At 67.6% G+C, this 25410-nt stretch carries 20 protein-coding genes and 2 pseudogenes; 10 read left to right on the top strand and 12 right to left on the bottom strand.

The genetic code is table 11. From position 1 onward, the window contains the following. Window positions 1-26 precede the first annotated feature (26 nt). From JWP60_RS00255 to JWP60_RS00280, 6 genes and pseudogenes are all read left to right on the top strand, one after another. On the top strand, window positions 27-1196 hold the full coding sequence (locus JWP60_RS00255; protein ID WP_299785221.1) for an efflux RND transporter periplasmic adaptor subunit: 1170 nt from the start codon (window positions 27-29) through the stop codon (window positions 1194-1196). Continuing rightward, window positions 1193-4359, top strand: a pseudogene (locus JWP60_RS00260) (efflux RND transporter permease subunit). The gene JWP60_RS00255 and the pseudogene JWP60_RS00260 overlap by 4 nt, the downstream one beginning before the upstream one ends. A 15-nt stretch (window positions 4360-4374) precedes the next feature. Next, entirely contained in the window at window positions 4375-5067 is a 693-nt protein-coding gene (locus tag JWP60_RS00265; RefSeq protein WP_299785223.1) for a heavy metal response regulator transcription factor, read from the top strand. Next, complete coding sequence (locus tag JWP60_RS00270; protein WP_299785225.1) at window positions 5064-6443, top strand: heavy metal sensor histidine kinase; 1380 nt, start codon at window positions 5064-5066, stop codon at window positions 6441-6443. The genes JWP60_RS00265 and JWP60_RS00270 overlap by 4 nt, the downstream gene beginning before the upstream one ends. After that, window positions 6440-6598, top strand: a complete 159-nt coding sequence (locus JWP60_RS00275; protein ID WP_299785227.1) for a tripartite tricarboxylate transporter substrate-binding protein — start codon at window positions 6440-6442, stop codon at window positions 6596-6598. The genes JWP60_RS00270 and JWP60_RS00275 overlap by 4 nt, the downstream gene beginning before the upstream one ends. A gap of 474 nt (window positions 6599-7072) precedes the next feature. Continuing rightward, a pseudogene (locus tag JWP60_RS00280) lies at window positions 7073-7918 on the top strand (methyl-accepting chemotaxis protein); the annotation flags it as partial. Between the two features lie 449 nt (window positions 7919-8367). Here JWP60_RS00280 and JWP60_RS00285 read toward each other — a convergent pair. Genes JWP60_RS00285 through JWP60_RS00295 form a run of 3 tightly spaced genes read right to left on the bottom strand, consistent with a single transcriptional unit; the run spans window position 8368 to window position 11821 of the window. Beyond that, window positions 8368-9237 carry a ChbG/HpnK family deacetylase gene (locus tag JWP60_RS00285; protein ID WP_299785229.1) on the bottom strand — a complete coding sequence of 290 codons (870 nt, stop codon included), beginning with the start codon at window positions 9235-9237 and terminating at the stop codon, window positions 8368-8370. Beyond that, window positions 9234-10802, bottom strand: coding sequence for a glycosyltransferase family 39 protein (locus JWP60_RS00290; RefSeq protein ID WP_299785231.1), 1569 nt, complete (start codon window positions 10800-10802; stop codon window positions 9234-9236). The genes JWP60_RS00285 and JWP60_RS00290 overlap by 4 nt, the downstream gene beginning before the upstream one ends. Further along, entirely contained in the window at window positions 10799-11821 is a 1023-nt protein-coding gene (locus tag JWP60_RS00295) for a glycosyltransferase family 2 protein (RefSeq protein WP_299785233.1), read from the bottom strand. Before JWP60_RS00295 ends, JWP60_RS00290 begins: the two co-directional genes overlap by 4 nt. Before the next feature lie 554 nt (window positions 11822-12375). Here JWP60_RS00295 and JWP60_RS00300 point away from each other — a divergent pair. From JWP60_RS00300 to JWP60_RS00310, 3 genes are all read left to right on the top strand, one after another. Then, a complete protein-coding gene (locus JWP60_RS00300) occupies window positions 12376-14112 on the top strand; it encodes an ABC transporter permease subunit (protein WP_299785236.1) in 1737 nt (578 codons plus the stop codon). Between the two features lie 9 nt (window positions 14113-14121). Then, window positions 14122-15435: a nitrate/sulfonate/bicarbonate ABC transporter ATP-binding protein gene (locus JWP60_RS00305; protein WP_299785238.1), complete on the top strand. Its 1314-nt coding sequence runs from the start codon at window positions 14122-14124 to the stop codon at window positions 15433-15435. A gap of 421 nt (window positions 15436-15856) precedes the next feature. Beyond that, on the top strand, window positions 15857-16024 hold the full coding sequence (locus JWP60_RS00310) for a hypothetical protein (RefSeq protein ID WP_299785240.1): 168 nt from the start codon (window positions 15857-15859) through the stop codon (window positions 16022-16024). A 193-nt stretch (window positions 16025-16217) separates the two neighbouring features. On the opposite strand, the gene JWP60_RS00315 is transcribed toward JWP60_RS00310, so the two are convergent. The 9 genes from JWP60_RS00315 to JWP60_RS00355 are packed head-to-tail and all read right to left on the bottom strand — an operon-like array spanning window position 16218 to window position 24365. Beyond that, window positions 16218-17459, bottom strand: coding sequence for a M20 family metallo-hydrolase (locus JWP60_RS00315; RefSeq protein ID WP_299785242.1), 1242 nt, complete (start codon window positions 17457-17459; stop codon window positions 16218-16220). After that, a complete protein-coding gene (locus tag JWP60_RS00320; protein WP_299785244.1) occupies window positions 17456-18337 on the bottom strand; it encodes an alpha/beta hydrolase in 882 nt (293 codons plus the stop codon). The genes JWP60_RS00315 and JWP60_RS00320 overlap by 4 nt, the downstream gene beginning before the upstream one ends. A gap of 14 nt (window positions 18338-18351) precedes the next feature. Next, on the bottom strand, window positions 18352-19491 hold the full coding sequence (locus tag JWP60_RS00325; protein ID WP_299785246.1) for a pyridoxal phosphate-dependent aminotransferase: 1140 nt from the start codon (window positions 19489-19491) through the stop codon (window positions 18352-18354). A gap of 13 nt (window positions 19492-19504) precedes the next feature. Beyond that, window positions 19505-20242: an ABC transporter permease gene (locus JWP60_RS00330; protein WP_299785248.1), complete on the bottom strand. Its 738-nt coding sequence runs from the start codon at window positions 20240-20242 to the stop codon at window positions 19505-19507. A gap of 11 nt (window positions 20243-20253) precedes the next feature. After that, a complete protein-coding gene (locus JWP60_RS00335) occupies window positions 20254-21090 on the bottom strand; it encodes an ABC transporter permease (protein ID WP_299785250.1) in 837 nt (278 codons plus the stop codon). After that, window positions 21090-21917 (bottom strand): ABC transporter ATP-binding protein, encoded by an 828-nt coding sequence (locus tag JWP60_RS00340; RefSeq protein ID WP_299785252.1) that lies wholly within the window; start codon window positions 21915-21917, stop codon window positions 21090-21092. Before JWP60_RS00340 ends, JWP60_RS00335 begins: the two co-directional genes overlap by 1 nt. A 13-nt stretch (window positions 21918-21930) precedes the next feature. Then, entirely contained in the window at window positions 21931-22749 is an 819-nt protein-coding gene (locus JWP60_RS00345; RefSeq protein ID WP_299785274.1) for an SDR family oxidoreductase, read from the bottom strand. Window positions 22750-22776: 27 nt separating this feature from the next. Then, window positions 22777-23502 carry a GntR family transcriptional regulator gene (locus tag JWP60_RS00350; RefSeq protein ID WP_299785254.1) on the bottom strand — a complete coding sequence of 242 codons (726 nt, stop codon included), beginning with the start codon at window positions 23500-23502 and terminating at the stop codon, window positions 22777-22779. 23 nt (window positions 23503-23525) lie between these two features. Beyond that, window positions 23526-24365, bottom strand: a complete 840-nt coding sequence (locus JWP60_RS00355; RefSeq protein WP_299785255.1) for a TauD/TfdA family dioxygenase — start codon at window positions 24363-24365, stop codon at window positions 23526-23528. Window positions 24366-24606: 241 nt separating this feature from the next. Between JWP60_RS00355 and JWP60_RS00360 the strand changes: the two genes are divergently transcribed. Beyond that, entirely contained in the window at window positions 24607-25404 is a 798-nt protein-coding gene (locus JWP60_RS00360) for a class II aldolase/adducin family protein (RefSeq protein ID WP_299785257.1), read from the top strand. The last annotated feature ends 6 nt before the right edge of the window (window positions 25405-25410 follow it).

Consider the following 25410-nt stretch of genomic DNA (forward strand, 5'->3'; position numbering starts at 1 on the left):
CCTCCTTTTCCATGACTGCTCCCTCCTTGAACCGAACCCTCCGCATCGTCGCGAGCGTCGCCGCCCTCGTGGCCCTGGCCGTCGTGGTCCGCTGGGTCAGCACCTCCGCCCAGGCCCAGGACAAGCGCCCCGCCAAGAGTGCCGGCGCCGCCCCCATCGTGGTCACCACCGCCACCGTGCAGACGCAGGACGTGCCGGTGTACAGCGGCGGCCTTGGCGCCGTCGCGCCGTGGGCCACCGTCACTGTCAGGACCCGCATCGACGGCGAACTGGTGCGCGTAGGCTTCGTCGAGGGCCAGAACGTCAAGACGGGGCAGGTGCTGGCGCAGCTCGACAACCGACCCATGCTCGCGCAGCTGGCGCAGGCGCAGGCGCAGGAGGCCAAGGACCGCGCGCAGCTCGCCAACGCCCACACGGACCTCGGGCGCTACACCGGATTGATCAAGGAAGACGCCGCCACGCAACAGCAGGTCGACACGCAGAAGGCGCTCGTGGCGCAGCTCGAGGCGGCGGTGCAGACGGATGCCGCGCAAGTGCAATACCAGAAGGTGCAGCTGGCGTACACGACGATCGCCGCGCCCATCTCCGGCCGCACCGGCGCGCGACTCGTCGACGCTGGCAACATCGTGCACGCCGGCGACGCCAACGGCCTGGTCGTGATCAACCAGCTCGATCCGGCGGGCGTGGTCTTCACGCTGCCCGAGGAGGTGGTGCAGGACGTCATCCGCGCGCAGCAAAACGCGGGCGCGCCCCTCACCGTGACCGCGCTCACGCGCGACGGCGCGAAGTTACTGGCCCAGGGCCAGCTCACGCTGCTCAATAACCAGGTCGACACCACCACCGGCACCGTGCAGCTGAAGGCGCGTTTCCCGAACGGCGGTTCGGCCTTGTGGCCAGGGCAGTTCGTCAACGTGCGGCTGCTGCTCGGACGCCGTGACCATGCCCTGACCGTGCCGCAGACGACGGTGCAGCGCAGCCAGAACGGTTCCTACGTGTACGTGGTCGATGCCCAGAAGCGCGCCCAGATCCGCACCGTGCACGTGGCGCTCGAACAGGATGGCATCTCCGTCATCGATAGCGGCCTCAAGGCTGGCGAGCGCGTCGTGGTCAACGGCCAGTACAAGCTCAAGCCGGACGTCCTGGTGGTCGAATCCGGCCAGGCCGGCAAGCCGGCCGGCGGCGAAGGCACCCGGTGAGCGTCTCGGCGAATTTCATCAAGCGCCCCATCGGCACGACGCTGCTGGCACTGGCGATCCTGCTGCTCGGCGTTGCCGCCTATCCTCTGCTGCCGGTGGCGCCCCTGCCGCAGGTGGACTTCCCGACGATCCAGGTTTCGGCGAGCCTGCCGGGCGCCAGCCCCGAGACCATGGCATCGAACGTGGCCCAGCCGCTGGAGCGCCAGTTCTCGCTGATCTCCGGCCTGAGCCAGATGACGTCGCAAAGCGGCATCGGCAGCACCCAGGTCACGCTGCAGTTCGACCTGAACAAGAGCATCGACTCGGCGGCCCTGGACGTGCAGGCCGCCATCCAGGCCTCCGCCGGCCAGCTGCCGGCCAACCTGCCCAGCCCCCCGAACTGGCGCAAGACCAACCCGGCCGACGCGCCCATCATGCTGTTGGCCGTGCACTCCGACACGCTGCCGCTGACGGAGGTCGACCGCTACGCCGAGGACATCCTCGCGCAACAGATCTCGCGCGTGCCCGGCGTCGGCCTCGTCAACATCGGCGGCGCCCAGAAGCCCTCGGTGCGCATCCAGGCGGATCCCGCCAAGCTGGCCTCGCTCGGCGTGAGCCTCGAATACGTGCGCACCGTGATCGGCAGTGCCAGCGTCAACCAGCCCAAGGGCACGATCGACGGCCCGAACCAGGCCTTCACGGTCTACAGCAACGACCAGTTGCTGAAGGCGCAGCCCTGGAACGACGTGATCGTCGCCTACCGAAACGGCGCGCCGGTACGCGTGCGCGACATCGGTCAGGCCGTGGACGGCCCCGAGAACGTGAAGATCGCGGCCTGGAGCTTCAAGGGCGCGGGTGCGCCCAAGGAGGGCGCGGTCACCGACGGTCGCGCCATCATCCTGCCGATCTACAAGGAGCCGGGCGCCAACGTGATCACCACGGTGGACGCGATCAAGCAGGCCCTGCCCGGGCTGCAAGCGTCGATCCCGCCCAGCGTGCAGGTCAGCACGCTGGTGGACCGCACGCAGAACATCCGCGCCTCCGTGCGCGACGTGGAATTCACCCTGGCGCTCACGATCGGGCTGGTGGTGCTGGTGATCTTCCTGTTCCTGCGCAGCACCGCGGCGACGCTGATCCCCAGCGTGACCGTGCCGCTGGCGCTGCTCGGGACGGCGGCCATCATGTACCCGCTCGGCTTCAGCCTCGACAACCTGTCGCTGATGGCGCTGACGATTTCGGTCGGCTTCGTCGTCGACGACGCGATCGTGATGCTGGAAAACATCTACCGGCACGTGGAGGACGGCATGCCTCCGCTGGAGGCCGCCTACAAGGGCGCCGCGGAGATCGCCTTCACGATCGTGTCGATCTCGGTGTCGCTGGTTGCGGTGTTCATCCCGTTGCTGCTGATGGGCGGCATCGTGGGCCGCCTGTTCCGCGAATTCGCCGTCACGGTCACGCTGACCATCTTTGTCTCGGTGCTGGTGTCCCTGAGCCTCACACCCATGTTGTGCTCGCGCTTCCTGCGCAACGAGCACGGCAAGAAGCACGGGCGGCTGTACCAGCTGTGCGAACGTGGCTTCGACGCCATGCTGAACGGCTACCGCCGCGGCCTCGACGTGGTGATGAAGCACCAGTTCGCCACCCTGTGCGTGTTCATCGCCACCATGGCCGCCACCGCGGTCCTCTACACGGTGATCCCGAAGGGATTCTTTCCGCAGCAGGACACCGGCTTCATCTTCGGCTCGGCCCAGAGCGCGCAGGACTCCTCGTTCGACTCGATGAACAAGCGCATGGTGCAGTTCGCCGACATCGTCCGGCGCGACCCTGACGTCACCGGACTGGCCATGTTCGGCAACTCCTCGCAGTTCAACGCCGGCAACTTCTTCATCGCGCTGAAGCCGAAGGAGGAGGGCAGAAGCGCCAGCGCCGACGAGGTCATCGCGCGGCTGCGGCCCAAGCTCGCCCCGGTCGAGGGCGCGAGCCTGCTGATGCAGGCCGGCCAGGACATCAACGTGGGTGGCCGGCAGGCGCGCACGCAATTCCAGTACACGCTGACGGACCCCGAACTCGACGAGCTGAACGAATGGGCGCCGAAGATCCTGGAGCGCCTGCAGCACCTGCCGCAGCTCACCGACGTGTCCTCCGACCTGCAGAACTCGGCGGCGACGGCGCAAGTGGTCATCGACCGCGACCGGGCCTCCAGCTTCGGCATCACCCCGGCGATGATCGACGCCACCATCTACGACGCCATCGGCCAGCGCCAGGTGGCCCAGTACTTCACGCAGATCAACAGCTACCACGTGGTGCTGGAAGTCACGCCGGCGCTGCAGCGCGACCCGGACCTGTTCTCCAAGCTGTACATCACCTCACCGCTGACCCAGCATCAGGTGCCCCTGTCCACGTTCGCGAAGATCGACACCAGCAAGACCGCCTACCTGGCCATCAGCCATCAGAGCCAGTTCCCGGCGGTGACGCTGTCGTTCAACCTGGTGCCGGGCGCCGCGCTGGGCGATGCGGTCGACGCGATCAATGCAGCCACGCGGCAGATGGGCCTGCCCGCCTCGCTGCACGAGTCATTCCAGGAACCGCCCAGGCCTTCCAGGCCTCGCTCGCCACCCAGCCCTACCTGATCGCGGCGGCGCTGGTCGCGGTGTACATCGTCCTGGGGCTGCTGTACGAGAGCTACATCCACCCGCTCACCATCCTGTCCACGCTCCCCTCCGCCGGCGCGGGAGCGGTGCTGATCCTGATGGCGGGCGGCTACGACCTGAGCGTGATCGCCCTGATCGGCATCATCCTGCTGATCGGCATCGTCAAGAAGAATGGCATCATGATGGTGGACTTCGCGCTCAAGGCAGAACGCGAACAAGGCATGAGTCCCGAACAGGCCATCTACCAGGCGTGCCTGCTGCGTTTCCGCCCGATCATGATGACCACCATGTGCGCGCTCCTGAGCGGCCTGCCGCTGATGCTCAGTCATGGCGCCGGCTCCGAGCTGCGCCGGCCCCTGGGCTACGCGATGGTGGGCGGTTTGGCGCTGTCGCAGGCGCTGACGCTGTTCACGACGCCGGTCGTCTACCTGTACCTCGATCGCGCCCACCAGTGGTACACGCGCAAGAAGAAGGCGCGGCTGCAACGCAAGCTGCCGCCGCAAGGTGCCGTGCAGCCAGCGGCGGCGCAGTGAAGCGAGGCACGCGACTTGAAGCTGCTGATCGTTGAAGACGAAGCCAAGACCATCGAGTACCTGCAAAAGGGCCTTGCCGAACAGGGCTGCGCGGTCGACGTGGCCACCAACGGTTACGACGGCCGCCACCTCGCCCTGGTGCACGATTACGATGTGGTGGTACTCGACGTGATGCTGCCGGGCGTGGACGGGCTGACGGTGTTGCGCGACCTGCGCCGCGCCAAGCAGACGCCGGTGATCATGCTGACCGCGCGCGACCGCATCGAAGATCGGGTGCGGGGGCTGCAGGAAGGCGCCGACGACTACCTGGTCAAGCCCTTCTCCTTCCTGGAACTGCTGGCGCGCCTGCAGGCGCTCACGCGGCGCGGACGCACCCAGGAGCCGACGCAGTTCCACCTGGCCAACCTCCAGATCGACCTGATCTCCCGCAAGGCCTGGCGCGGCTCCACGCGCATCGACCTGACCGCGAAGGAGTTCGCGCTGCTCGCCGTGCTGGCACGGCACCAGGGAGAGATCCTGTCCAAGACCGCCATCGCGGAAATGGTGTGGGACATGAACTTCGACAGCCACACCAACGTGGTGGAGGTCGCCATCAAGCGTCTGCGCGCCAAGATCGACGGCGGCTTCAGCCCGAAGCTGCTGCACACCATGCGCGGCATGGGCTACGTGCTGGAGGCGCGCGACGAGGTGGAGGCCAGCGCCGAATGAAGGGCTCGATCACCTGGCGGCTGGCCTGCATGTACGCCGTGGTGGCGTTCGTCACCTTCGCAGTCATGGGCGCCGCGCTCTACATGGTGCTGCAGACGGAGCTGGTGCGGCGCGAGGACGACCAGCTCACGACCTATTCCCAGGGCTTGCAATACAGCATCGAGCGCAGCGGCACGCTCGAGCGCTGGGCCCGGGTGACGGCCAAGATGGACACACTGACTCCTGCGGACGGCAGCGTGCGCTTCTGGGTGCTGTCGCCGGATCCGCGCTTCGGCTATGGCCGCGGCGCGCGGGATGTGGCGGCGCAGATCCGTGCGGACGGCAGCGACAGAGTCAGCGACAGCGGCATCGGTTATCGGACGCTCGCGCGCACCATCGGCCCGCTGGAGGAGCGCCCGCCGGTGCGGCTGGTCGTGGGCGTGAACAAGCGCTTCTTCGAACGCACCCTGGCCACTTTCGCCGCCGCCTACTCGCTGCTGGCGCTGGTCGCCACGCTGGTGGCCGCCGGCATGGGTTTCTGGATCGGGCGCGTCGGGCTGCGGCCCGTGCGCCAGCTCTCGCGCGATGCCCAGGCGCTGCAGCCGAACCGGTCCGCCCAGCGCCTGGCCGCCGGCGCCCTGCCGGTGGAATTGCGCGACCTGGCCGGCGCCTTCAACGGCGCTCTGGAGCGGCTGGAAAATGCGTACCAGCAGTTGGAGGGCTTCAATGCCGACGTTGCGCATGAACTGCGAACGCCGCTCGCCAACCTGATCGGCGCGACCCAGGTCGTGCTTTCGCGCCCGCGCAATGCGGTGCAGTTCCAGGAGGTGCTCCAGTCGAACCTGGAGGAGCTTGAGCGGCTGCGTTCGATCGTCAACGACATGCTTTTCCTGGCCCGCGCCGACCAGGGCGAGGTGGCGACCGCGCTGGCCGAATGCATCGTGGCCGGCGAGGTCCGCAAGACCTTGGACTTCTTCGAATTCCTGCTCGACGAGAAGAACATCGTCGTGACGGTGGAAGGCGAACTGGACGTGACCGCCACGATGGAGCGGGCCCTGTTCCGCCGGGCGCTGTCGAATCTCGTGCAGAACGGCATCACGCATTCCCGGCCTGGCGCGCGCCTGGTGGTGAGCATCCGCACGGACGAGCGCTTCGTGTGGGTGGCGATCAGCAATGCCGGCGAGGCGATCGCTCAAGCGCACCTGCAGCGCCTGTTCGATCGCTTCTATCGCGTGGACGTGGCGCGCAACGACGGCCAGAGCGAACACGGTTTCGGCCTCGGCCTGGCGATCGTGAAGGCCATCGCGCGCATGCACGGCGGCCGCGTGACGGCGAGGAGCGACAACGGCGTCACGACCATCGGTTTCAGCCTGCTGCGCACTGCGACCCAGACTTGATTCGCCGCGCCCGCAGGCCGGCTTTCGCCGAGATCGGTCTGCCGCAGATGCAGGCCGTCACCTGGTACGCGGTGGTCGCGCCCCTGGGTACGCCGGCCGACATGGTCAAGGCGCTCAACGAGTCCCTGGTAGCCGCCATCGCTGGCACCAGGTGATCCGCCAAGCCAACGTTACCCGGGAGTAAGCAGGGAACGCCGCAGCAAAGGGCGCGTCACGCCCTCATGCGGACTGCAGGACGAGCGGCGGGGGCGCGTGCACTTCTGCGGCCCGGCCCGCCGTCAGCACGGCTTCATGCGCCAGGCGGAAGGCGGCGACCGAGCGGGCTAGCGACCCTGCCTCGCGCCGAGTGAGTTCGGAGGCAGACTTCGCATCGGCCAGGTCGGGACGCGCCGTAAAGAGACTACTGACCAGCCGGCTTTGTGCTGTCTGCAAGCGTCGTGGTGCGTTACCGCCTGTCCTGAAGCGAATGCCGTCCGGCGCGGCAGCACTTGGGTGCCGTGACATTCACCACGCATTCGGCTGCGAGCTCATCCGCACGTGTTAACAACTCGTCACATTGCGACAGACTCACGGGTGCCGGACCGCAGCACCACGTCGAGAGACCGCTGAGGAACGCGCAAGCCACTCTTTCAATGAGCATTCAAGAGACGTCCAGCTCGATGGAAGAACTCACATCGACCGTGACTCAGAACGCCGCCAACGCCCGCCAGGCCAGCGAGCTGGCGGTGGGGGCCAGGGAAGTGGCGCGCAAGGGCGGACAGGTTGTCGGCCGCGTGGTGAGCACCATGACCGGCATCTCCGAGGCGTCGCGCAGAATCTCGGACATCATCGGTGTGATCGATGGCATCGCGTTCCAGACCAACATACTGGCTCTGAATGCCGCGGTGGAAGCGGCGCGTGCCGGCGAACAGGGCCGCGGCTTCGCCGTGGTTGCGGCGGAGGTGCGCAACCTGGCGCAGCGCAGCGCGCAAGCGGCCAAGGAGATCAAGACGCTGATCGTCGATTCGGTCGACAAGGTCGACGCGGGCACCAAGCTGGTGGATGCTGCCGGGAAGACCATGCAGGAGATCGTCGATTCGGTCAGTAAAGTGAGCGAGCTCATCGCCGAGATCGCTCTGGCCAGCCAGGAGCAGAGCGCCGGCATCGAGCAGGTGAATACCGCGATCACCCAGATGGACCAGGTCGTGCAGCAGAACGCGTCGCTGGTGGAAGAAGCCACGGCGGCGACCGAATCGATGAAAGAGCAGGCCGCGGCGCTGCTGCAGAAGGTGTCCCGGTTCAAACTCAAGGGCGAGCACGCCATGCCCGGTACGCAGTCTGCCGATGTGACGCGGACCACGTCGCGCGGGATCGCGGCGCCGGAATGGATCCGCGGCCCCAGCGAAGGCACGCGACCGCTGCACGGCGGGTTCGGCGGGGCGCTTGCGGCCCGCGTCACTGCCAACGGCTCCCCCATGGAGTGGAGACAGTTCTGAGGGGGCGCCCGACACGCTGGTCTGACCGGCGCTGCCGCGCCGGGTGCGGTCATGCACCGCACGACGCGCGTGGTGCGCCCGGACGGCAGTACCGTCGTGCGTCGTACGACCCGGGTGACGCGGCGCGTCGCTCCGTGACGACCGACTGCCATGATGCGAGCAACCCGGACTCCACCGGCTTCGACCCGAACGGAGGGGCTCCGAGGTGCTGGGCGGGAGGCCACCTTCAAGGCGTGAGCGTCGGGATGAAATACGCGTTCTGAGTCTCAGGGACGCTGCGGAGAGGCCTCTTTCACGCCTCTCCGCGCGCTGGTTGCGCCAAGCGCCTTTCACCAGCAACGGCGCAGTGCCGTGCCCCGGTACGCTGTCCCGTCGCTGCAGGCGAGAGCGGTACACACCAGATCAGCCGCTGCGCGACGGCCAGCGCGATCGCAATGTGTCCGCTCACCCTACGCAGCAACCTGCGGCACTGCGGCAAAAGCCCCTAGCTGTACCCCGCAAAGCCGCACGAGCGCGTCGAAACCCGACCCGGCAAGAACATCGAATTCACAGCGGCGCGCCGCGGTGAACGCCGCCGCCCCGCCGCCGACGCTCGGATGGCACATGAGCAGGTCGCCGTCGCCCGCGGAGCGTAGCCAGGTCGTCAGCAAGGCAAGATAGCGATCCGCGCCACCATGGAATCCATACACCCCCAGCAGATGCCGGTTCTGGGCAATGCCCGTCGCTGCGCACAACTGGCGCAGTCCATGTTCGCCCAGGGCCTGGATCACCCGTGCCTTGCCGCCTGCGGCAGGGGGCACGCGCGTGCTGCGTACCCACGGTAGTTCCCGGTAGCGAGAGGCCAGCACCGAAATCAGGACTTCGCGCACGCCCGGCAGCTGATGCACGTGCTGGTGCCCGTCGACATGCGCGGGCGCACGTCCGACGGCGCTTTCGAAGCGATCGCACTGCGCCTCGATCTCTGCGCGCAGCCGCAGGGTGTCGATCCGTCCCAAGGCGCTGCGCGCCAACCATTCAGGCAACGAGCCACGGCACCGCGGATCCACGGTGTATTCGGTCAGGTCCAGGTGCAGGCCGACGCCGACCCGCCACGGGGCGAGCTCCGCGGTGGCCTTTGCTGCTTCACGCCAGGCCGGCGCAGCGACCATGCAACTCACAGCGCCGAGGCGTCCGAGCGCCGCCAGGCCCAGGGCGGCGCGGTGGATGCCCGCATCCAGGCCGAAGTCATCGACGCATACCGTCAGGCGGGGCTGCGGCATGGACGATGACGCTTCACTGGGGTCAAGGCGGTCGCCCGTGCGGCTTGCCACTTCCGTCATGACATGCCTTGCGGGTGCGCTGCGGGTGATCGGCCGCAGCCCGCCGCCTTGAGCACGGCTGGGGCGTTGGCTGGCAACTGCCACAGCTTGCGGTCTGCAGTGGCCGCGATCACCTTGGCATCGGCCATGACTGCATAGCGCGCCGCCACTTCTGGCGCGGCAATCACCCAGGTGGTGCGGCCATCGCACAACATCGACGGCCACTGTGCCGGAGTGACCTGCACGGCGCGCGATTGCACCGGGTCGAAGTGGCCGGCATCCGCGAGTTCCTTGCGCCAGTTGTCCTGCCGCGCCTCGACCCCCTGCCAATCCTCCACCACGACCACCGGATGCCGCAGGCGCGCATAGAAGGACAGGTCGAAGTCGTAGGCCTGCAGCAGAACGACCCGGTCCCCGTCCGCCACGACCTGGCGCAGCTCCACGCCGATGGCTCGGCCCGATTTGCGTGGGAACACGGCGACGCCCACAACGAGGGCCAGGCATCCCGCCAACGCCACGCCGGCACTGGCACGCCAGAAGCGGCCGATGCGTGCTGGCGTGCGCCACTCCATTGCGCCGAAGCGCTGCGCCACCAGGAGGGCCAGCGGCCAGCACACCGGCAGGATGTAGCCCACGAGCTTGGATTGGGGCAGCGAGAAGAACACGGTGATGGCGATCAACCAGGTCCACAACAACTGGCGAATCGCCCGTCCGGTCGCATCGAGCTCGCTGTCGCGGCGCACCGCGGCCACCAGCCACCCGGACCACGGCAGGGCCAGCACCGCCAGCACCACCGGATAGAAAATCACCGGCTGGCGGTTGTTGAAGCCGCCCTGCGCGAACCGCGAGAATTGCTGCACGATGAAGAAGTAGCGCGCGAACTCGGGAAAGCGCAGTTGCATCAGCACGAACCAGGGCCCGGCCAGCAGCGTGAACAGCAGCATGCCGGGAAGCCACAACAGTCGCGGCAGCAAGCGCCATTGCCGGCGCAGCAGCAACCACGCGAGCAGCACCAGACCGGGCAGCACGATGCCGATCAGCCCCTTGGCCAGCACTGCGAGAGCCGCGAAGGCATAGCCCGCCGCGAGGCCGGCGCGCCGGGGCCCCGGCAACGCATCGGCCAGGACGGCATGGGCAAAGCCGAACACCGAGACGGCCATGCAGCCAGCCACCAGCATGTCGAGGTTGGCGAACTGGCTGCCGATGAAGACGAGGGGCTGCGTCGCCAGCACCAGCAAGGCGGCGCGCGCGACCCGCTCGCCGCACCAGCGCCGCGCGAACAGATGGAGGGCGGTGGCGCCGGCGCAAGCGCCCAGCCAGGGCGTGAGGCGCACCGCCCACTCATGCGGTCCGAACAGCGCCATCGACCCGGCGGTCATCCAGTAGAACAGCGGCGGCTTGTGGAAGTAGGGCAGACCGTCCAGCCGTGGAACGATCCAGTCGCCTGAAGTCAGCATGCCCCAGGCCACGCCGACGTAGCGGCCTTCGTCCGGCAGCCCGAGCGGCCGCACCCAGGCCGTGAAGCCCAGCCAGACGAACAGCAGCAGCAGCGGAACATGGCGGCCGCGTAACATCTGCGCGTTCACCGGGGCCCTCCACTCAGGCCGCGGCCCATCTGGCGCTTGACCAGGTACAGGGGCCTGGCCTTCACCTCCTCGAAGATGCGGGCGATGTACTCGCCCAGGATGCCCGCGAAGATCATCTGAATACCGGAAAAGAACATCAGTGCCACCACGATGGTGGTCCAGCCGGAAACCTCGTGTCCGTACAGCAGGTACACGCCCGTGAGGTAAGCGCCATAGGCGAAGCTCGCCCCGGCGATGGCCGTGCCGACAGCGCTGACGATGCGCAGCGGCCAGGTGGTGAAGGCGGTCAGGCCGTCGATCGACAATCCCAGCAGGCGCAATCCGCCAAAGTGCGAGCGGCCATGCACGCGCGGTGGCGGCACGTAGGGAACGCCCACTGCGTCGAAGCCGATCCAGGCGTACAGCCCCTTCATGAAGCGATTGCGCTCGGGCAGCGCCAGCAGCGCGTCGACGGCACGGCGATCCAGCAAGCGGAAGTCGCCCGCGTCCTCCGGAATCGGGAAACGATGGAAACGATTGAGCAGCGAGTAGAACAAGCGCGTGCCGGAGCGCTTGACTAGCGATTCGTCGGCGCGGCTGGCGCGATAGGCATAGACCACGTCCGCGCCGGCTCGCCAGCGCTCTACCATCTCCGGAATGAGGGTGACAGGGTGCTGCAGGTCGGCGTCCAGCATCACCACCACGTCGCCCTGCGCCGCCTGCAGTCCGGCGGTCAGCGCCGCCTCCTTCCCGAAGTTGCGCGAGAGCTGGATCAAGCGCACGCCAGGCACCTCGATGCAGTCTTCCATGACGAGCGCGGTGTCATCAGTGCTGCCGTCGTCCACCAGGATCACTTCCCACTCGGTGCAAAGCGCGGCCAGCGTTTCGCGCAACATCGGCAGTAGCAGGGTCAGGTTGCGGGCCTCGTTGCGGCAGGGGACGACGCAGGACAGGCGCGGGGGCAGCGAGCGTTCGCTGCGGTCCCGTTGTACGCCTTCCGCTGCATGCAGTGGATGGCGGATTTGCGGTGCAGTGTGCATGGGAGGTGCGTGGAGCGGACCGGGCTACAGCGGTCTCTCACCAGCTGCCCGGCGCAGCGGTGTCGTGGAATGGATGGAGCATAGACGTTTCCTCGTTAAGAACCCGTAAAGGCCGTTCGCGCTCTTGCCGTGGCCGGCAAGTTCCGCGACCTGCAGCGCGGAGCCGACGCAGTTATTGACGTGCAGTACGAGGTGGTCGGGTTGCCTAGGGAGCGGGGCTGCGACTGCGCGACCCGACGCAGACTGCCGTAGTGTCGCCGGGCCCACCACCACTGAGGCGACTGGGCCATGCGCTAAACTTCGCCCCCTCGTCGTTGGGGAGTAGCTGCCCTGCGCCGCAGGACTCTCGTCGACACACTTGGCCTTGGTGCACGGCATCGCTGCTGCCTTGTTTTCCGTGCTCGGACTGCTGACGCTGTTCAACGTTGGTGGCCTGTTCTGAAGGAAAGGTGCGCGTGGACCTGCAGCGCATTACGCATCGTGGCTACAACGTAGACCCCGGGCCCGTGCCCGTCTACCGCGGTCGAGCGCAGTGGGAACACTGAGGCCAAGGCATGTTTTCCATATTCTCATCGCGTCGCACCGGCACGTCCTTGCTATCGACGACCCCGAACCGGTGGGACTGGGCCTTGTTGCCCATCGTCCTGAGCGTTCTCGTGGGGCTTGCGTTCGGCGCGGCGCAAATGAGCCGACCTTTCGTGCTCGGACAGCCCACGCCCGTCACCCTGGACCCGTTGCAGCTGCCTTACTACCTGCTACGCACCATCTTGCGCATGTTCATGGCGCTGACCTGCTCGCTTCTCTTCAGCTTCGTGTTCGCGACGTTCGCAACGAAGTACCGTGCTGCGGAAAAGGTCCTCATTCCGCTGCTCGATGTGCTGCAGTCGGTGCCGATCCTCGGCTTCCAGGCGATTGCCATCGCCCCTTTCATCGCGCTGTTCCCGGGCAATCTCCTGGGTGTCGAGTGCGCAGCGATCTTCGCCATCTTCACCTCGCAGGCGTGGAACATGGCATTCAGCCTGTACCAGTCCATGAAGACGATTCCGCCGGAGTTGAACGAGGCTGCGCGCGTGTTCCGGCTCTCCGGTTGGCAGCGGTTCTGGCGGCTGGAGCTTCCCTACGCCACGCCGGGGCTGCTGTGGAACATGATGATGTCGATGTCAGGAGGCTGGTTTTTCCTGGTCGCCGCGGAGGCGGTGTCGGTCGCCAACCAGGACATCAAGCTGCCCGGCATCGGTGCTTACATTGCGGTGGCGATCGCCGAGGAAAACGGTCGCGCCATCCTGTGGGCGATCGGCGCGATGCTGGCCGGCATCATCCTGTACGACCAACTGTTCTTCCGGCCGCTGCTGGCCTGGGCAGACAAGTTCCGGTTCGAAGAGTCCCAAGGCGACACAGCCCAGAACTCCTGGCTGCTCGACTGGGGCCGGCGCAGCGCCGTCGTACGCGCCATCTCCGATCAATTCTGGGCTGGCATGCGTGGCGCCCTGGGCTGGTTCAGCGGACCCGGCTCACGCGACGTGCAACGTGCCCCCCAGAAGCAGACGTCCAGCGTGCCCTGGACGCGCGTGTGGGACATCTCGATGCTCCTGATCGCGGTCATCACGGCGCTTGCCTTTTTCCTGTACGTGCACAGCGTGGTGGGCTGGCGCGAGGCGGCGCACGTGCTCGGCCTGGGGTTCATCACGCTGACACGGGTGCTGGTGCTGATCGCACTCGCATCGCTGGTCTGGGTTCCCGTTTCCGTGTGGATCGGGCTGCGCCCCGCCTGGTCGCAGAAGGTCCAGGCGCTCGCGCAGTTTCTCGCGGCGTTCCCCGTGAACCTGATGTTCCCGCTGGTCGTGTACGTCTTGGTCAGGTACAGATTGAACCCGAACATCTGGCTCAGCCCGCTCATGGTGTTTGGCACCCAGTGGTACATCCTCTTCAATGTGGTTGCGGGTGCGTCGACGCTGCCCAATGAGCTTCGGCTGGCGGCCGAGAACCTGGGCCTCAAGGGCTGGTTGAAGTGGAAGCGCGTCTACCTGCCCGCGGTGTTCCCCAGCTTCGTGACGGGCGCCATCACCGCAAGCGGCGGATCGTGGAACGCGAGCATCGTCGCCGAGTACGTAACCTGGGGCAAGACCTCGCTGGTTGCGGATGGCCTGGGCAGCTACATCAAGCGCATGACCGATGCGGGGGACTTCCACCGCATCGCCCTGGGCATTGGCGTCATGTGCGTGTTCGTCATGGTGCTCAATCGTTTCTTCTGGCGGCGCCTGTACCTCCTCGCGGAAGACCGCAGCACATAGGAATCCGCGATGAAGCAATTCCTGCTTGACCTCAAGGGCGTCTCGAAGTCCTTCCGCACCGCCGACGGAGCGCCGCGGCTTGTCCTTGAAGGCGTGAACTTCACGCTCATGGAAGGTGAGATCGTCGCACTGCTTGGCAAGTCGGGCTCGGGGAAATCAACCCTCCTGCGCATCATGGCCGGACTGCTGGCGGCCGACGCGGGCAGCGTCACGTATCGCGGCCGCGCGATCACCGCCCCCGTCGCCGGCGTTTCCATGGTGTTCCAGTCCTTCGCGCTCTTTCCTTGGCTCACGGTGCAGCAGAACGTGGAGCTCGGCCTCGAGGCGCAAGGGATCGCGTCGCACGAGCGCCAGGAGCGCGCCGACTCGATGCTGGAACTCATGAACCTTGGCGGCTTCGGAGGGGCCCTGCCACGCGAGCTTTCCGGGGGCATGCGCCAGCGGGTGGGAATCGCCCGTGCCCTGGTCACGAACCCGGACGTGCTCCTGATGGACGAAGCCTTTTCCGCGCTCGACGTGCTCACGGGAGAGACGCTTCGCAGTGACATCCTGGAGTTGTGGGACAGCGGGAGCATCCCGACCAAGGGCATGCTCGTGGTCTCGCACAACATCGAAGAGGCGGTCATGATGGCGGACCGCATCATCATCCTTGCGAGCGACCCGGGTCGCATCCGCAGCGAGTACCTCATCGAAGTCGCGCGGCCGCGCAATGCCGACTCTGCCCAGGTGCGAGGTCTCATCGACGAGGTGTACGGTCTGATGACCATGCGCCCTGTTTCGGCTGCTGCCACGCTGGCCGCCGCTTCCGCCCATGTCCACTATCGACTCCCGGATACCGACGTCAGCCGCATCGAGGCGGTGCTTCACCTGCTCGCGGCCCCGCCCTTCAATGGCCGCGCGGATCTGCCAAAGCTCGCCGATGAAGCGGAGCTGCCCGACGAGGAACTGTTCCCGACCTACGAAGCGCTGGGCCTGCTGGGGCTGGCGCAGGTCGAAAAGGGGGATATCAGCCTGACGCCGCTCGGGCAGCGGTTTGCCGAGGCCGGACAGACGCTGCGCCAGGAAATCTTCGGCCAGCAGCTACTGACGCACGTCCCACTGGCCGCCCGCATTCGCAAGGACCTGGAGGCGGAGCCTTCGGGTACGCTGAAGGAGGAGCCTTTCATTGCCCTGCTGGAGGAGGCGCTCGAGGCGGACGAAGCCGCGCGAACCATGGAAATCGCCATCGAATGGGGTCGCTACGGCGAGGTGTTCGAGTACGACTTCAATGCCGGTGTGCTGAAGCTGCCCGACGAGGAGCCGCCGGAGGCGCCCGCCAGCTGACGGGTGCTCCGTTGTTGACGGGGCTGGGCTTGCTGGCGCCCTGACGTGAAATCTCTGGCGGCTCCGACCGGCCACCCCATGGCTGCTCGCCGAGAGGCGTCTTCCACAGCAAAGAGTCGCGATCAATGCGATGAAGAGTTACGTGTTCGCCGCCCTCGTCATGGCAGCGATCGCGGTGGCCGCGCCCGCGCGCCGGCCAGCCAGGGGCGGAGGAGAACCATCGTGCCGTCATTCCGGCACCTGCAGGCATGTTGCAACTCGTTGATTGTCGTCACAGTATGTATCAGCCGAAGTGCTTCGACACCTTGCCGGCGCCTCTCCTTTTTTGCTGCTCCAGAAAGAATCTATGCCCACGAATGGAAACGCCACTCGGACTACGGCCGCCAGCCTCAACGCTTGGGTGGATGCGCATCGCGCCCTCATGGACGAGGAGGCAGACCTGGTCGCATTGGCGCGCAAGGTGGCTTGCCAGGAGAGCCCTGTCGCCGTCCTGCAACAACAGCAGATTCGGGTCGTGGCGCTGCAGAAGCAGGTCGAGGACCTCTACGACGGGGTAATGGCGGAACTTGCCAATCCCGCTCGCGCGTGAGCTACCGGTCTGGCTGTTGAGCCCGCGGCTGGCGGACGTGTTCAACGGGAGGCCGCTGTGCCGAGCTCAGTGGTGGAAAACGAAAAAGCGCTGCTGGCTTCGCAAGGAGAAGTCGAGCGCGACGGTGAGTGGATCGTTATAGAAAAGCTCCTTCGTGGCGCGGTTCTTGAGCATGGCAATGGAGGCGGTGGGCTCACCGCGCCAACCCGTGCAGCACGTCCGCCAGCACGCGCACGCCGGCGATCATGTGGTCCATTTCGGCGAACTCGTCTTCGTGGTGGGTGATGCCAGCGCGGCAGGGAATGAAGATCATTCCCGCGGGCGCGATGCGCGCCACCAGGCCGGCATCGTGCCCCGCGAGGGACGGCAGCGAGAGGACCGGAACGCCGAGGTGGGCGGCGGCGGTCGCGATGCGGTCGCGGATGCCGGCATCGAAGGCGATGGCGTCGGCAGCGACCAGCCGCTCGACCTGCACCTCGCAAGGGCCGCGGTGCGCGTCGCACAACTGCGCAACGCGCGCAGCGAGCGCCTGGAGGCGCTGCGATTCCGGATGGCGCAGGTCGATGCTGAAAGCCACCCGGCGCGGCACGACGGAGGGCGCGTTGGGCGTGACGTCGAAGCGGCCGACCGTGAACTTGATGATGTCTTCCGCGTCCGCGAATTCGCTGGCCATGGCCTGCACCATGGCGGTGGCCGCGAGCAGGGCATCGCGGCGCTCGCGCCGCGGCGCGGTGCCGGCGTGCGCCGCCTCGCCGCGCACCTCGACGCGGAAGGTGTGCTTGCCCTGGATGCCCGTCACCACGCCGAGCGGGATGCCCTCGCGCTCCAGCACCGGGCCTTGTTCGATGTGGGCTTCGACATAGGCGCACACCGGCGTGTCGAGGGGGCGATCGGCAAGCGCGGGCAGGGCGGAGCGCGTCTCGCGCAGGGCTTCTTCGACGCTGATTCCATCGGCGTCGGTGACCGCCAGCGTGGCGCGCAGCGTGCGCGCGCCGGTCAGGACCGCCGATCCCATCATGCCCGGTGCGAAGCGCGAACCTTCCTCGTTCATCCACGCCACCGCCTCGATGCCGCGTCGGCAGGCCAGGCCGGCGTCTTCCAGCGCCTCCAGCGCCTCGAGGGCGGCCAGCACGCCGTAGACGCCGTCGAAGCGGCCCCCGGTGGGCTGCGTGTCCAGGTGCGATCCGCTGAGGACCAGCGGCTCCCCTGGCAGCGTGCCGGGACGCCGCAGGAACAGATTGCCGGCCGCGTCGTGCAGCGCGAGGAAGCCGCGCTCGCGCCCCCACTGCACCATCAGTGCCTGCGCGCATGCGTCGGCGGCGGACAGCGCCTGGCGGTCGACGCCGCCGGCAGCGGTCGCGCCGATCGCGGCCAGCGCTTCGAAGCGCCGGCCGAAGCGCTTCGCATCCACGCGCGAGGAAGGCAGCGCGCTCATTCCGTCTTCATGATCTGCGCCGCCGTCGAACGCGGGTCGCGCGGCAGCCATTTGCCTTGTTCGACGGTGGCCAGGAAATCGGCGACGAACTGGTTGAACAGCGCCGGCTCCTCGATGTTCAGGGTGTGGCCGGTCTTGGGCAGCACCAGCAGCCCGCTGGCGGGGACGGTTCGCTTGAGGAAGAGGCCGGGTTGCAGGCAGTGGTCGTCCTCGTCGCCGACGACCACCAGCGTCGGCACGGTCATGCGCTCGAGTTCTTCCTCGAGGTCGTAGATGGACGGCCGCCGCGCCTGCACGCCCTGCATGGTGCGCGCCGAGCCGACGGAAGAATGCTCGCCGAGCTGGGTCGCGAATTCCTGCCAGCCGCGTGGGTCCTTCAGCTGGAAGGCGATGCGCGATGCGGCGGTCGAGTAGGTCTTTGAAAACACCGGCGCGCCGTCGGATTCGAACTTGCGCGCGACTTCCAGCGAGACGTTGCGGAAGTAGTCCTCGTACGCCTTCTCGGCCCCGTAGCCGGCACCCGCGACCACCAGCGACAGCGCGCGCTGCGCATGGCGCAGCCCGAAGTGCAGCGTAGCGAAGCCGCCCATGGAAAGGCCCACCACGTGCGCCTTCTCGATGTCGAGGGCGTCCATCACGTCGGCGATGTCGTCCACCGCGATCTGCTGCGAATAGCGTTCGACGTCGCCGGGCACGTCCGAGGGCGCATAGCCGCGCGCGCTGTAGGTGATGCAGCGGTAGCGGCGCGTGAAGTAGCGCATCTGCGGCTCCCAGCTGCGCCAGTCGCCGCCGAATTCATGGACGAAGACGATGGGCGTGCCGCTGCCGGCTTCTTCCACCCAGAGCCGGGTGCCGTCGCGTGTGGTGATGTGGGGCATGGCGTCTCCTGGATTCAGAACAAGGGGCCGGCGAGCTCGATGGAACGTGCGCGCTCCACCATGGCGGGCAGGCGATCGCAGAACGCATCTGCCCATGCTTCGGGCACGGACAGGCTTACCTTCACGAAGCGATGGCCGAAGCGCTTGGTGTGGTAGGTGCCTTGGCGGATCATGATTCCGTGTTCCTGGTAAGCGGCGACCAGCGCTTCAGGCTTGATGTCGGCCGCGGTCGTGTCGATCACCAGCAGGTTGGCCTGCGAGGGGTAGACCAGCACCGTGAGACCGGGAACGGCGTGCGCCGCGTCACGCACAACCTGCTGGTTGCGGCGCAGGCGCTGCTTGATTCCCGGGAACCATTCGGCCTTGCTCCGGAGACCGGCGATGGCGGCGCGCTGCGAGAGCACGTTGCTTCCCAGGTTGTTGGGCGGCGCGTCGGCCACCTTCTCGATCAGGTCCGGGTTGGAGACCACGGCACCGAGGCGCATGCCGGCGAGTCCCAGCCACTTCGAGAAGCTGTAGGTGACGATGGACTTCTCGGGATAGAAGCGGTAGGCCGGTGCGAAGGCGTCGGCGAACTGCGCGTAGGTGGCGTCGTGGATGAACCACGCGCCGACAGAACGCGCGATGTCCGTGAAGGCACGGATCTCGTCGGCGGTGTGGCAGGTGCCCAGCGGGTTGTTGGGGTCGACCAGGTAGATCACGCGCGTTTGCGGTGTGACCGCGGCGGCCAGCTGCTTTGCGGTGAGCTTGTAGCCCTGGGCCGCATCGAAGATCGGCAGTTCCACCACACGCGAGCCGGCCTGCCGCGCGAACTGCATCGGCCACGCCCAGCTCGGGTCCGTGGTGACGAAGTCGGTGCCGGGCGCGCAAATGCGGCTGCACACGTTGTACAGCGCCTCGACCGCGCCGTCCGTGACGAAGGCGGTGGCGTCGGTGTCGGCCAGGCCGAGGTCTGCGACGATCAGGCGGCGCAGGGCCTCGAAGCCGGCGGGCGGCGCGTAGGCGTGGTAGCTGCCATCCGCGAGCGCGTCGGTCACGGCCTGCAGCACGGAGGGGTGTGGGTCGAAGTGGTTGGTGTTCTGGCCCAGCCACATCAGCCCGGGCGTGTTGCACAGGCGGTCGAAATAGGCGTTGCGCGATTCGAAGGTTTTCATTCTTTAGGGGTGTCTAGTTCCAGAACACGAGCTTGCGTTCGGCCCAGCTGACGAGGCCGAAAAAGGCCAGGCTGAGGGCGGACGCGACGAACACGGCCCCCCATACCTGCACGAAGTCGACCTGCACCACGGCCTTGTAGATCTGCATGCCCAGGCCGTTGTAGGCACCCAGCATCTCGGTGACCACGGCCACCAGCACGCTGCGCGCGGTGGCCACGCGCAGGCCCGCGAACATCAGCGGCAGCGCGGTGGGCAGGCGCAGGCGCCACAGGATCGCGAGGCGGCCGCCGCCGAAGCTGCGCATCAGGTCCACGGAACGCCGGTCGACGCGGTCCAGGCCCGACAGCGTGCCGAGGAACAGCGTGAACGCGATCGCGAGCGCCACCATCACGATCTTGGAGGCCATGCCGCTGCCGAACCACAGCAGCACCAGCGGCGAGTACGCGATCACCGGTACCGAGTTGACGGCGGTCGCCGCGGGCAGGATCGCTCCCCGCAGCCGGGGCGCCATCGTGAGGAGAATCGCCGTGCCGATGCCGATCGCTGCGCCGAGCGCATAGCCGGCCAGCGCCTCGGCCAGCGTCACGAGCGCGGCCGAAACCAGCGGGCCGCGCTGCGCGCCGATGCTGGCGAGGATCTGCGTCACCGCGGGCAGCGAATAGGAGGGCAGGTGCAGTCCGCGCGCCATGCCTTCCCAGGCCAGGACCAGCAGCAGTCCGCCGGCGATGCCGCGCTGCATGGAGGTGGACATGCGGAGTGCCGTCATTGCTCCGCCCCCCAGAAGACGATGCGCTTCTCCAGGGCCGCGACGCAGCCGTAGAAAAGGGTTCCCAGCAGCGCGCAGCCGAGCAAGGCCGCCCACAGGCCGACCGGGTTCTCGTTGAACATCGCCTGCAGCAGCAGCACGCCGAGTCCCACCGTGTCGCCGAACCATTCGCCGACGATGGCGCCGACCAGACTCAATGCCGCGGCCAGCCGCAGCGCGACGAAGATCTGCGGGAGCGCCGATGGCAACTGCAGGCGCCACAGCAGCTGATGCGGGCCGGCGCCGAAGCTGCGCATCAGCGCGATCCTGGCCGGATCGACCGCCTTGAGTCCCAGCAGCGCATGGACCGTCACGGGGAAGAAGGTGACGTAGAAGGCAATGATCGCCTTGGCCATGAGCGTGTTGCCGAACCACAGCACCACCAGCGCCCCGAAGGCGATCACGGGAATGGTCTGCGAGATCACGAACAGCGGGAACACCATCTCGCGCAGCAGTTGCCGGCGATGGAAGAGAACCCCCACGCTCACCCCGAAGACCGCACCCGCGACGAAGCCGATCAGCGCTTCCGCCATGGTGCGCAGGAAGCCTGCGACATACGGCTGGGGCGTGGCGACGACGGCCTGCAGGATGAGGCTCAGGCGCGGCACGTACTGCGGCTTGACCGCGAGGGCGACCACCAGCGCCTCCCAGGCGACTGCGGCGAGAACCAGCGCGATGGCCCAGCGCGCGGCCTGCGAGAGCCAGCCGCGCAGCGGCAGGGGCAGCCGTGCGAGTTGCGCGCTCTGTCCTGCTGACGGGGCGGCCGGGGCCGAGGTGAACGAACCGAAGATCATCACGCCGCCGCAGCGACGGCCGTCGCGGTGAAGGACTTCATGCTTTCCTCTTCGATGGCATCGAGGAGGACGCGCTTGATGCGGATGAACTCGGGCTCGGTGACCAGGTCCGGTCTGCGCGGGCGCGGCAGCGTGACGGGCTGCTCCAGCTTCACCTTGCCCGGCCGCGCCGTCATCACCAGCACGCGGTCGCCGAGGAAGATCGCCTCGTCGACGTCGTGCGTGATGAACAGGATCGTGCGGCGGTGCTTCTGCCACACGTCCAGCAGCCAGCGCTGCATCATGGTACGGGTGAGCGCGTCGAGCGCCCCGAAGGGCTCGTCCAGCAGCATCAGGTCGCGCTTGAACAGGAAGGTGCGCATCAGCGCGACGCGCTGCCGCATGCCGCCCGAGAGCTGGTGCGGATACTGGTTCTCGAAGCCGGCCAGGCCGAACTCCGGCAGCATGCGCAGCGCCTGCTCGCGCGCCTGCTTGCGCGGGGTGCCTTCCACCTCGATCGCCAGGATCGCGTTGTCGATAACGGTGCGCCACGGCAGCAGCAGGTCGCGCTGCGGCATGAAGGAGACGCGCCCGAGCAGTTCCGCGGCGCGGCACTCGCGTCCCTCGAAGCGCAGCGTCCCGCCGGCATCGGGCTCTTCCAGGCCGGCCACGATGTTGAACAGGGTGCTCTTGCCGCAGCCGCTGGGGCCGACGACCGTGACGAACTCGCCGGGCGCGATGCTGGCGTCCAGGCCCTGGAGCGCGGTCACCCCGCCGAAGGTCTTGTGGATGCCGCGCAATTCGAGCAGCGCCGGGCTGCCGTGTGCGGGGGAAAGGTCGTTCACCATGCTGCGCACTCGCTCAGGAGGTCACCTGCGCCAGGGGCTTGCGGCCACCCTTGATGATCGAACCGCGGGCCGCGATGCCGCCGTCGATGGTGACGATGGTGCCGGTGATGTAGCCGGCGTGCGGCGACGCGAGGAACAGCATCAGCTCGGCGACCTCCTGCGCTTGCGCCGGTCGGCCGCCGGGATACTGAGAGAACAGTTCCTCCCAGCGGCCCTCGTCGCCCCAGTTGTCCACGGCACGGCGCTTCATCAGCTTGACCATGCGATCGGTCGCCACCGGCCCCGGGTTCACGCCGACCACGCGGATGCCGTCGTCCAGGCTCACGCCCCCGAGCGCCTTGGTGAACGCCATGACCGCGGCATTGCCGGTGGAACCGGCAATGTAGTTCGCGTCCCAGTTCTCGCCGGAGTTGCCGATGTCGTTGATGATGACGCCGCCGCCGACGCGCTTCATGCGCGCGTACACCAGCTGCGAGAGCTCCATGTAGCCCAGCACCTTGAGCGCGAAGCCGCGCCGGACCAGCTCGAAGTCCAGCGACTCGATCGGGCCCGCCGGGATGTCGCCCGCGTTGTTGATCAGGATGTCAACATCGCCGACGGCCGAGTCGAGCGCCTTCATCGCACCCGGCTGGGCCAGGTCCAGCGCGTGCACTGTGACTTCGACACCGTGCTCCGCGGCGATCTGCGCCTTGGCGGTGAGCAGCGCATCGCCGTTCCGGGCAGCGAGGTGCAGGTTGCAGCCGGCGGCGGCGAACACTCCGGCCGCGGCGAGGCCGATGCCTTGGGAGGCGCCGGTGATGAGGGCCGTGCGGCCCTTCAGGTCGAGTGTGATCATGATTCTTGCGGTGTGGAAATGGATTCAGTCGTTGCCGGCGAGCTGGTGCGAGACGGCTGCGATGAGATCGACCATGTCGTCCTGCAGCAGCTCCACATGGTGGTAGGCCGCGCGGTAAGCGGACTCCGGGTCTCGCCTGTCGATGGCCGAAAGGATGGCGCCGTGCTCGCCGATCGTGGCGGCCATGCGGCCCGGGTGCGTGGTGACGTGGCGGCGGTAGACGTGCAGGCGCTTGCGCAGCATGCGCGCTTGCTTGGCGACGTAGGCGGTGTTGGAGGCCTCGTACAGCGCGTCGTGGAAGGCGCTGTTGACTTCGTAGAAGCGCTCGGCATCGCCGCCTTGCACCAGCAGTTCGAGCCGCGCGTGCAGGCCGGCGAGGTGTTCGCGTTGCGCCGGGGTGGCGCGCCGCGCCGCATGCCGGGCGCAGAGCCCCTCGAGGACGGACATCACCTCGAACATCTCGATCAGCGTGGGCACGGAGATGCGGGTGACGCGCGCGCCCTTGGCGCCGTGCATCTCCACCAGCCCGTGCCCGGCCAGCGCCTTGAGGGCCTCGCGCACCGGGGTGCGGGAGGTCTGGAACCGTTCCACCAGTTCGGCTTCTTCCAGCCGGGCGCCCGGCATGAGCGCGCCGCTGACGATCAGCGCTTCCAGCGTGCGTTGCAGTTCCTGCGCGAGCGTGCGCGACCGGTCCCGCGCGCGCCCGATCTCGGGCACGGATTGCGCGACCGCGCCGACAACAGCTTCCATGAGGTGGTCCGACATCGCGCGCTTCAGAAGGGCCGATCGCCGGCCACGGTGGTGCGATGCATCACCCGGCGGTAGGCGACGTCGTCGTAGGGCGTGGCGCGGTGCATGGTGCAGCGGTTGTCCCAGACGAGCAGATCGCCGGCGCGCCACCGGTGGCGGTAGGCGAAGCGCTCGGAGGTCGCGTGCGCGTTCAGTCGCGCCAGCAGCGCTGCGCTTTCGTGCTCCGGCAGCCCTTCGATGCATTTCACGACGTCCTCGCCGACGTACAGCGACAGCCGTCCCGTTTCCGGATGCGTGCGCACCAGGGGATGGCTGACGTCGGGCGTTGCCGCCTTCTGCGCCTGCGACAGCGGTGCGCGGTCCGCGAAGGCCTTGCCGTAATAACCGGCGTACGAATGCGTGGCGCGCAGCGGCCGGATCAGCGCCTGCGTCTGCGCGTCCAGCGCTTCCCACGCGGCATGCATCGACGAGAACCAGGTGTCGCCCTCCACGGGCGGCACTTCGAGCGCATGCAGCAGGGCGCCCAGCGATGGCTCCGTCTTGTACGACAGGTCGGAGTGCCAGTTCCACCCTTCCTTGTGGTTGCCGATCGGCGCGCCGTTCTCCCGGACGTTCGACAGCACGTAGACCTCGGGATGCTGCTGCTTCAGGAACTGCTTCAGCACGTGCCCCAGCAGGGGATCGAAGCGGCGCGAGAACGCGACGTGCTGGCCCTCGTCGATGCGCTGGTTGCGAAACAGCAGCAGCGAGTGGTGGTTCAGCGCGGCGCGGACTTTCGCGAAGTCCTCGTCGGCCATCGGTTCGCGCAGATCGATGTCTTGCACCTCGATGCCGATGTGAGGCGTGATCGGTTCCAGTCGCATGGGTCGTGGTTCTCGTGTGAGCGGATACGCGACCGGTACGCAGTATTTGTGCCAATGCTTCGTGAGGTCCTCCGTATGCGTTTGCATTCGCGCCGGGCGCGTTGTGCACGCCATGCGCACCAGCAAATACAAAAACGCACTTCATGCATGCATGGCGCTGCGAATCGCGGTGCATTCGCGGCAGGAAGTACACATCCAGGCGCGGGACTGGCGTGGCACGCGACTTGCAAACCGTTCGGTGATGCAAGCGCACTCCTTCTACCTGCGTCCGTCCGATCGCGATGCGCGCGAATGGGAAGCCCGTGTTGCCCTGGCCGCCTGCTACCGCATGGTGGCGCGGCTCGGCCTCGACGACATGATCTACAACCACATCTCGCTGCGCGTGCCGGGCCGTCCGGGCGAGTTCCTGCTCAATCCCTACGGCGTGATGTTCGGCGAGGTCACGGCCTCGTCCCTGGTCCGCATCGACCTGCAGGGCCGCAAGCTGGAGGACAGCCCGCACGATGTCAACGTGGCGGCCTTCGTGATCCACGCGGCCATCCACGAAAGCCGTTCCGACGCGGCCTGCGTGCTCCACACGCACTCGGACGCCAGCCTCGCCGTGTCGGCGCAAGCGGAGGGCCTGTTGCCGCTGTCGCAGTTCGCGATGCGTTTCTATCGGCGCCAGGCCTTCCACGACTACGAAGGCGTTGCAATCGACGCCGATGAGCAGGCGCGCCTGGTGCGCGACTTCGGCGCGCAGCCGGTGATGCTGATGCGCAACCACGGCCTGCTCACGGTGGGCCGTACGCCAGGCGAGGCCTTCATGTTGCTCTACTACTTCGAGCGTGCCGCGCGCATCCAGCTCGCCATGCAGGCCGCCGCCGCGGGTGGTGCCGGTCCCATCCACATGCCGCCGCCCGAAGTCTGCGAGCGGGCGGCCCGCCAGTTCTGGGAGCAGCAGGGCGACATCCTCGCTCCCGGCGAGCGCGAGTGGCCGGGGCTGCTGCGTCAGCTCGATCAGTCCGCGCATTCCCGCGTTCCCGATTACCGCTCCTGAAACCCT

Source organism: Ramlibacter sp., assembly GCF_028291745.1.
In the GTDB taxonomy this organism is placed as follows: Bacteria; Pseudomonadota; Gammaproteobacteria; order Burkholderiales; family Burkholderiaceae_C; genus Ramlibacter.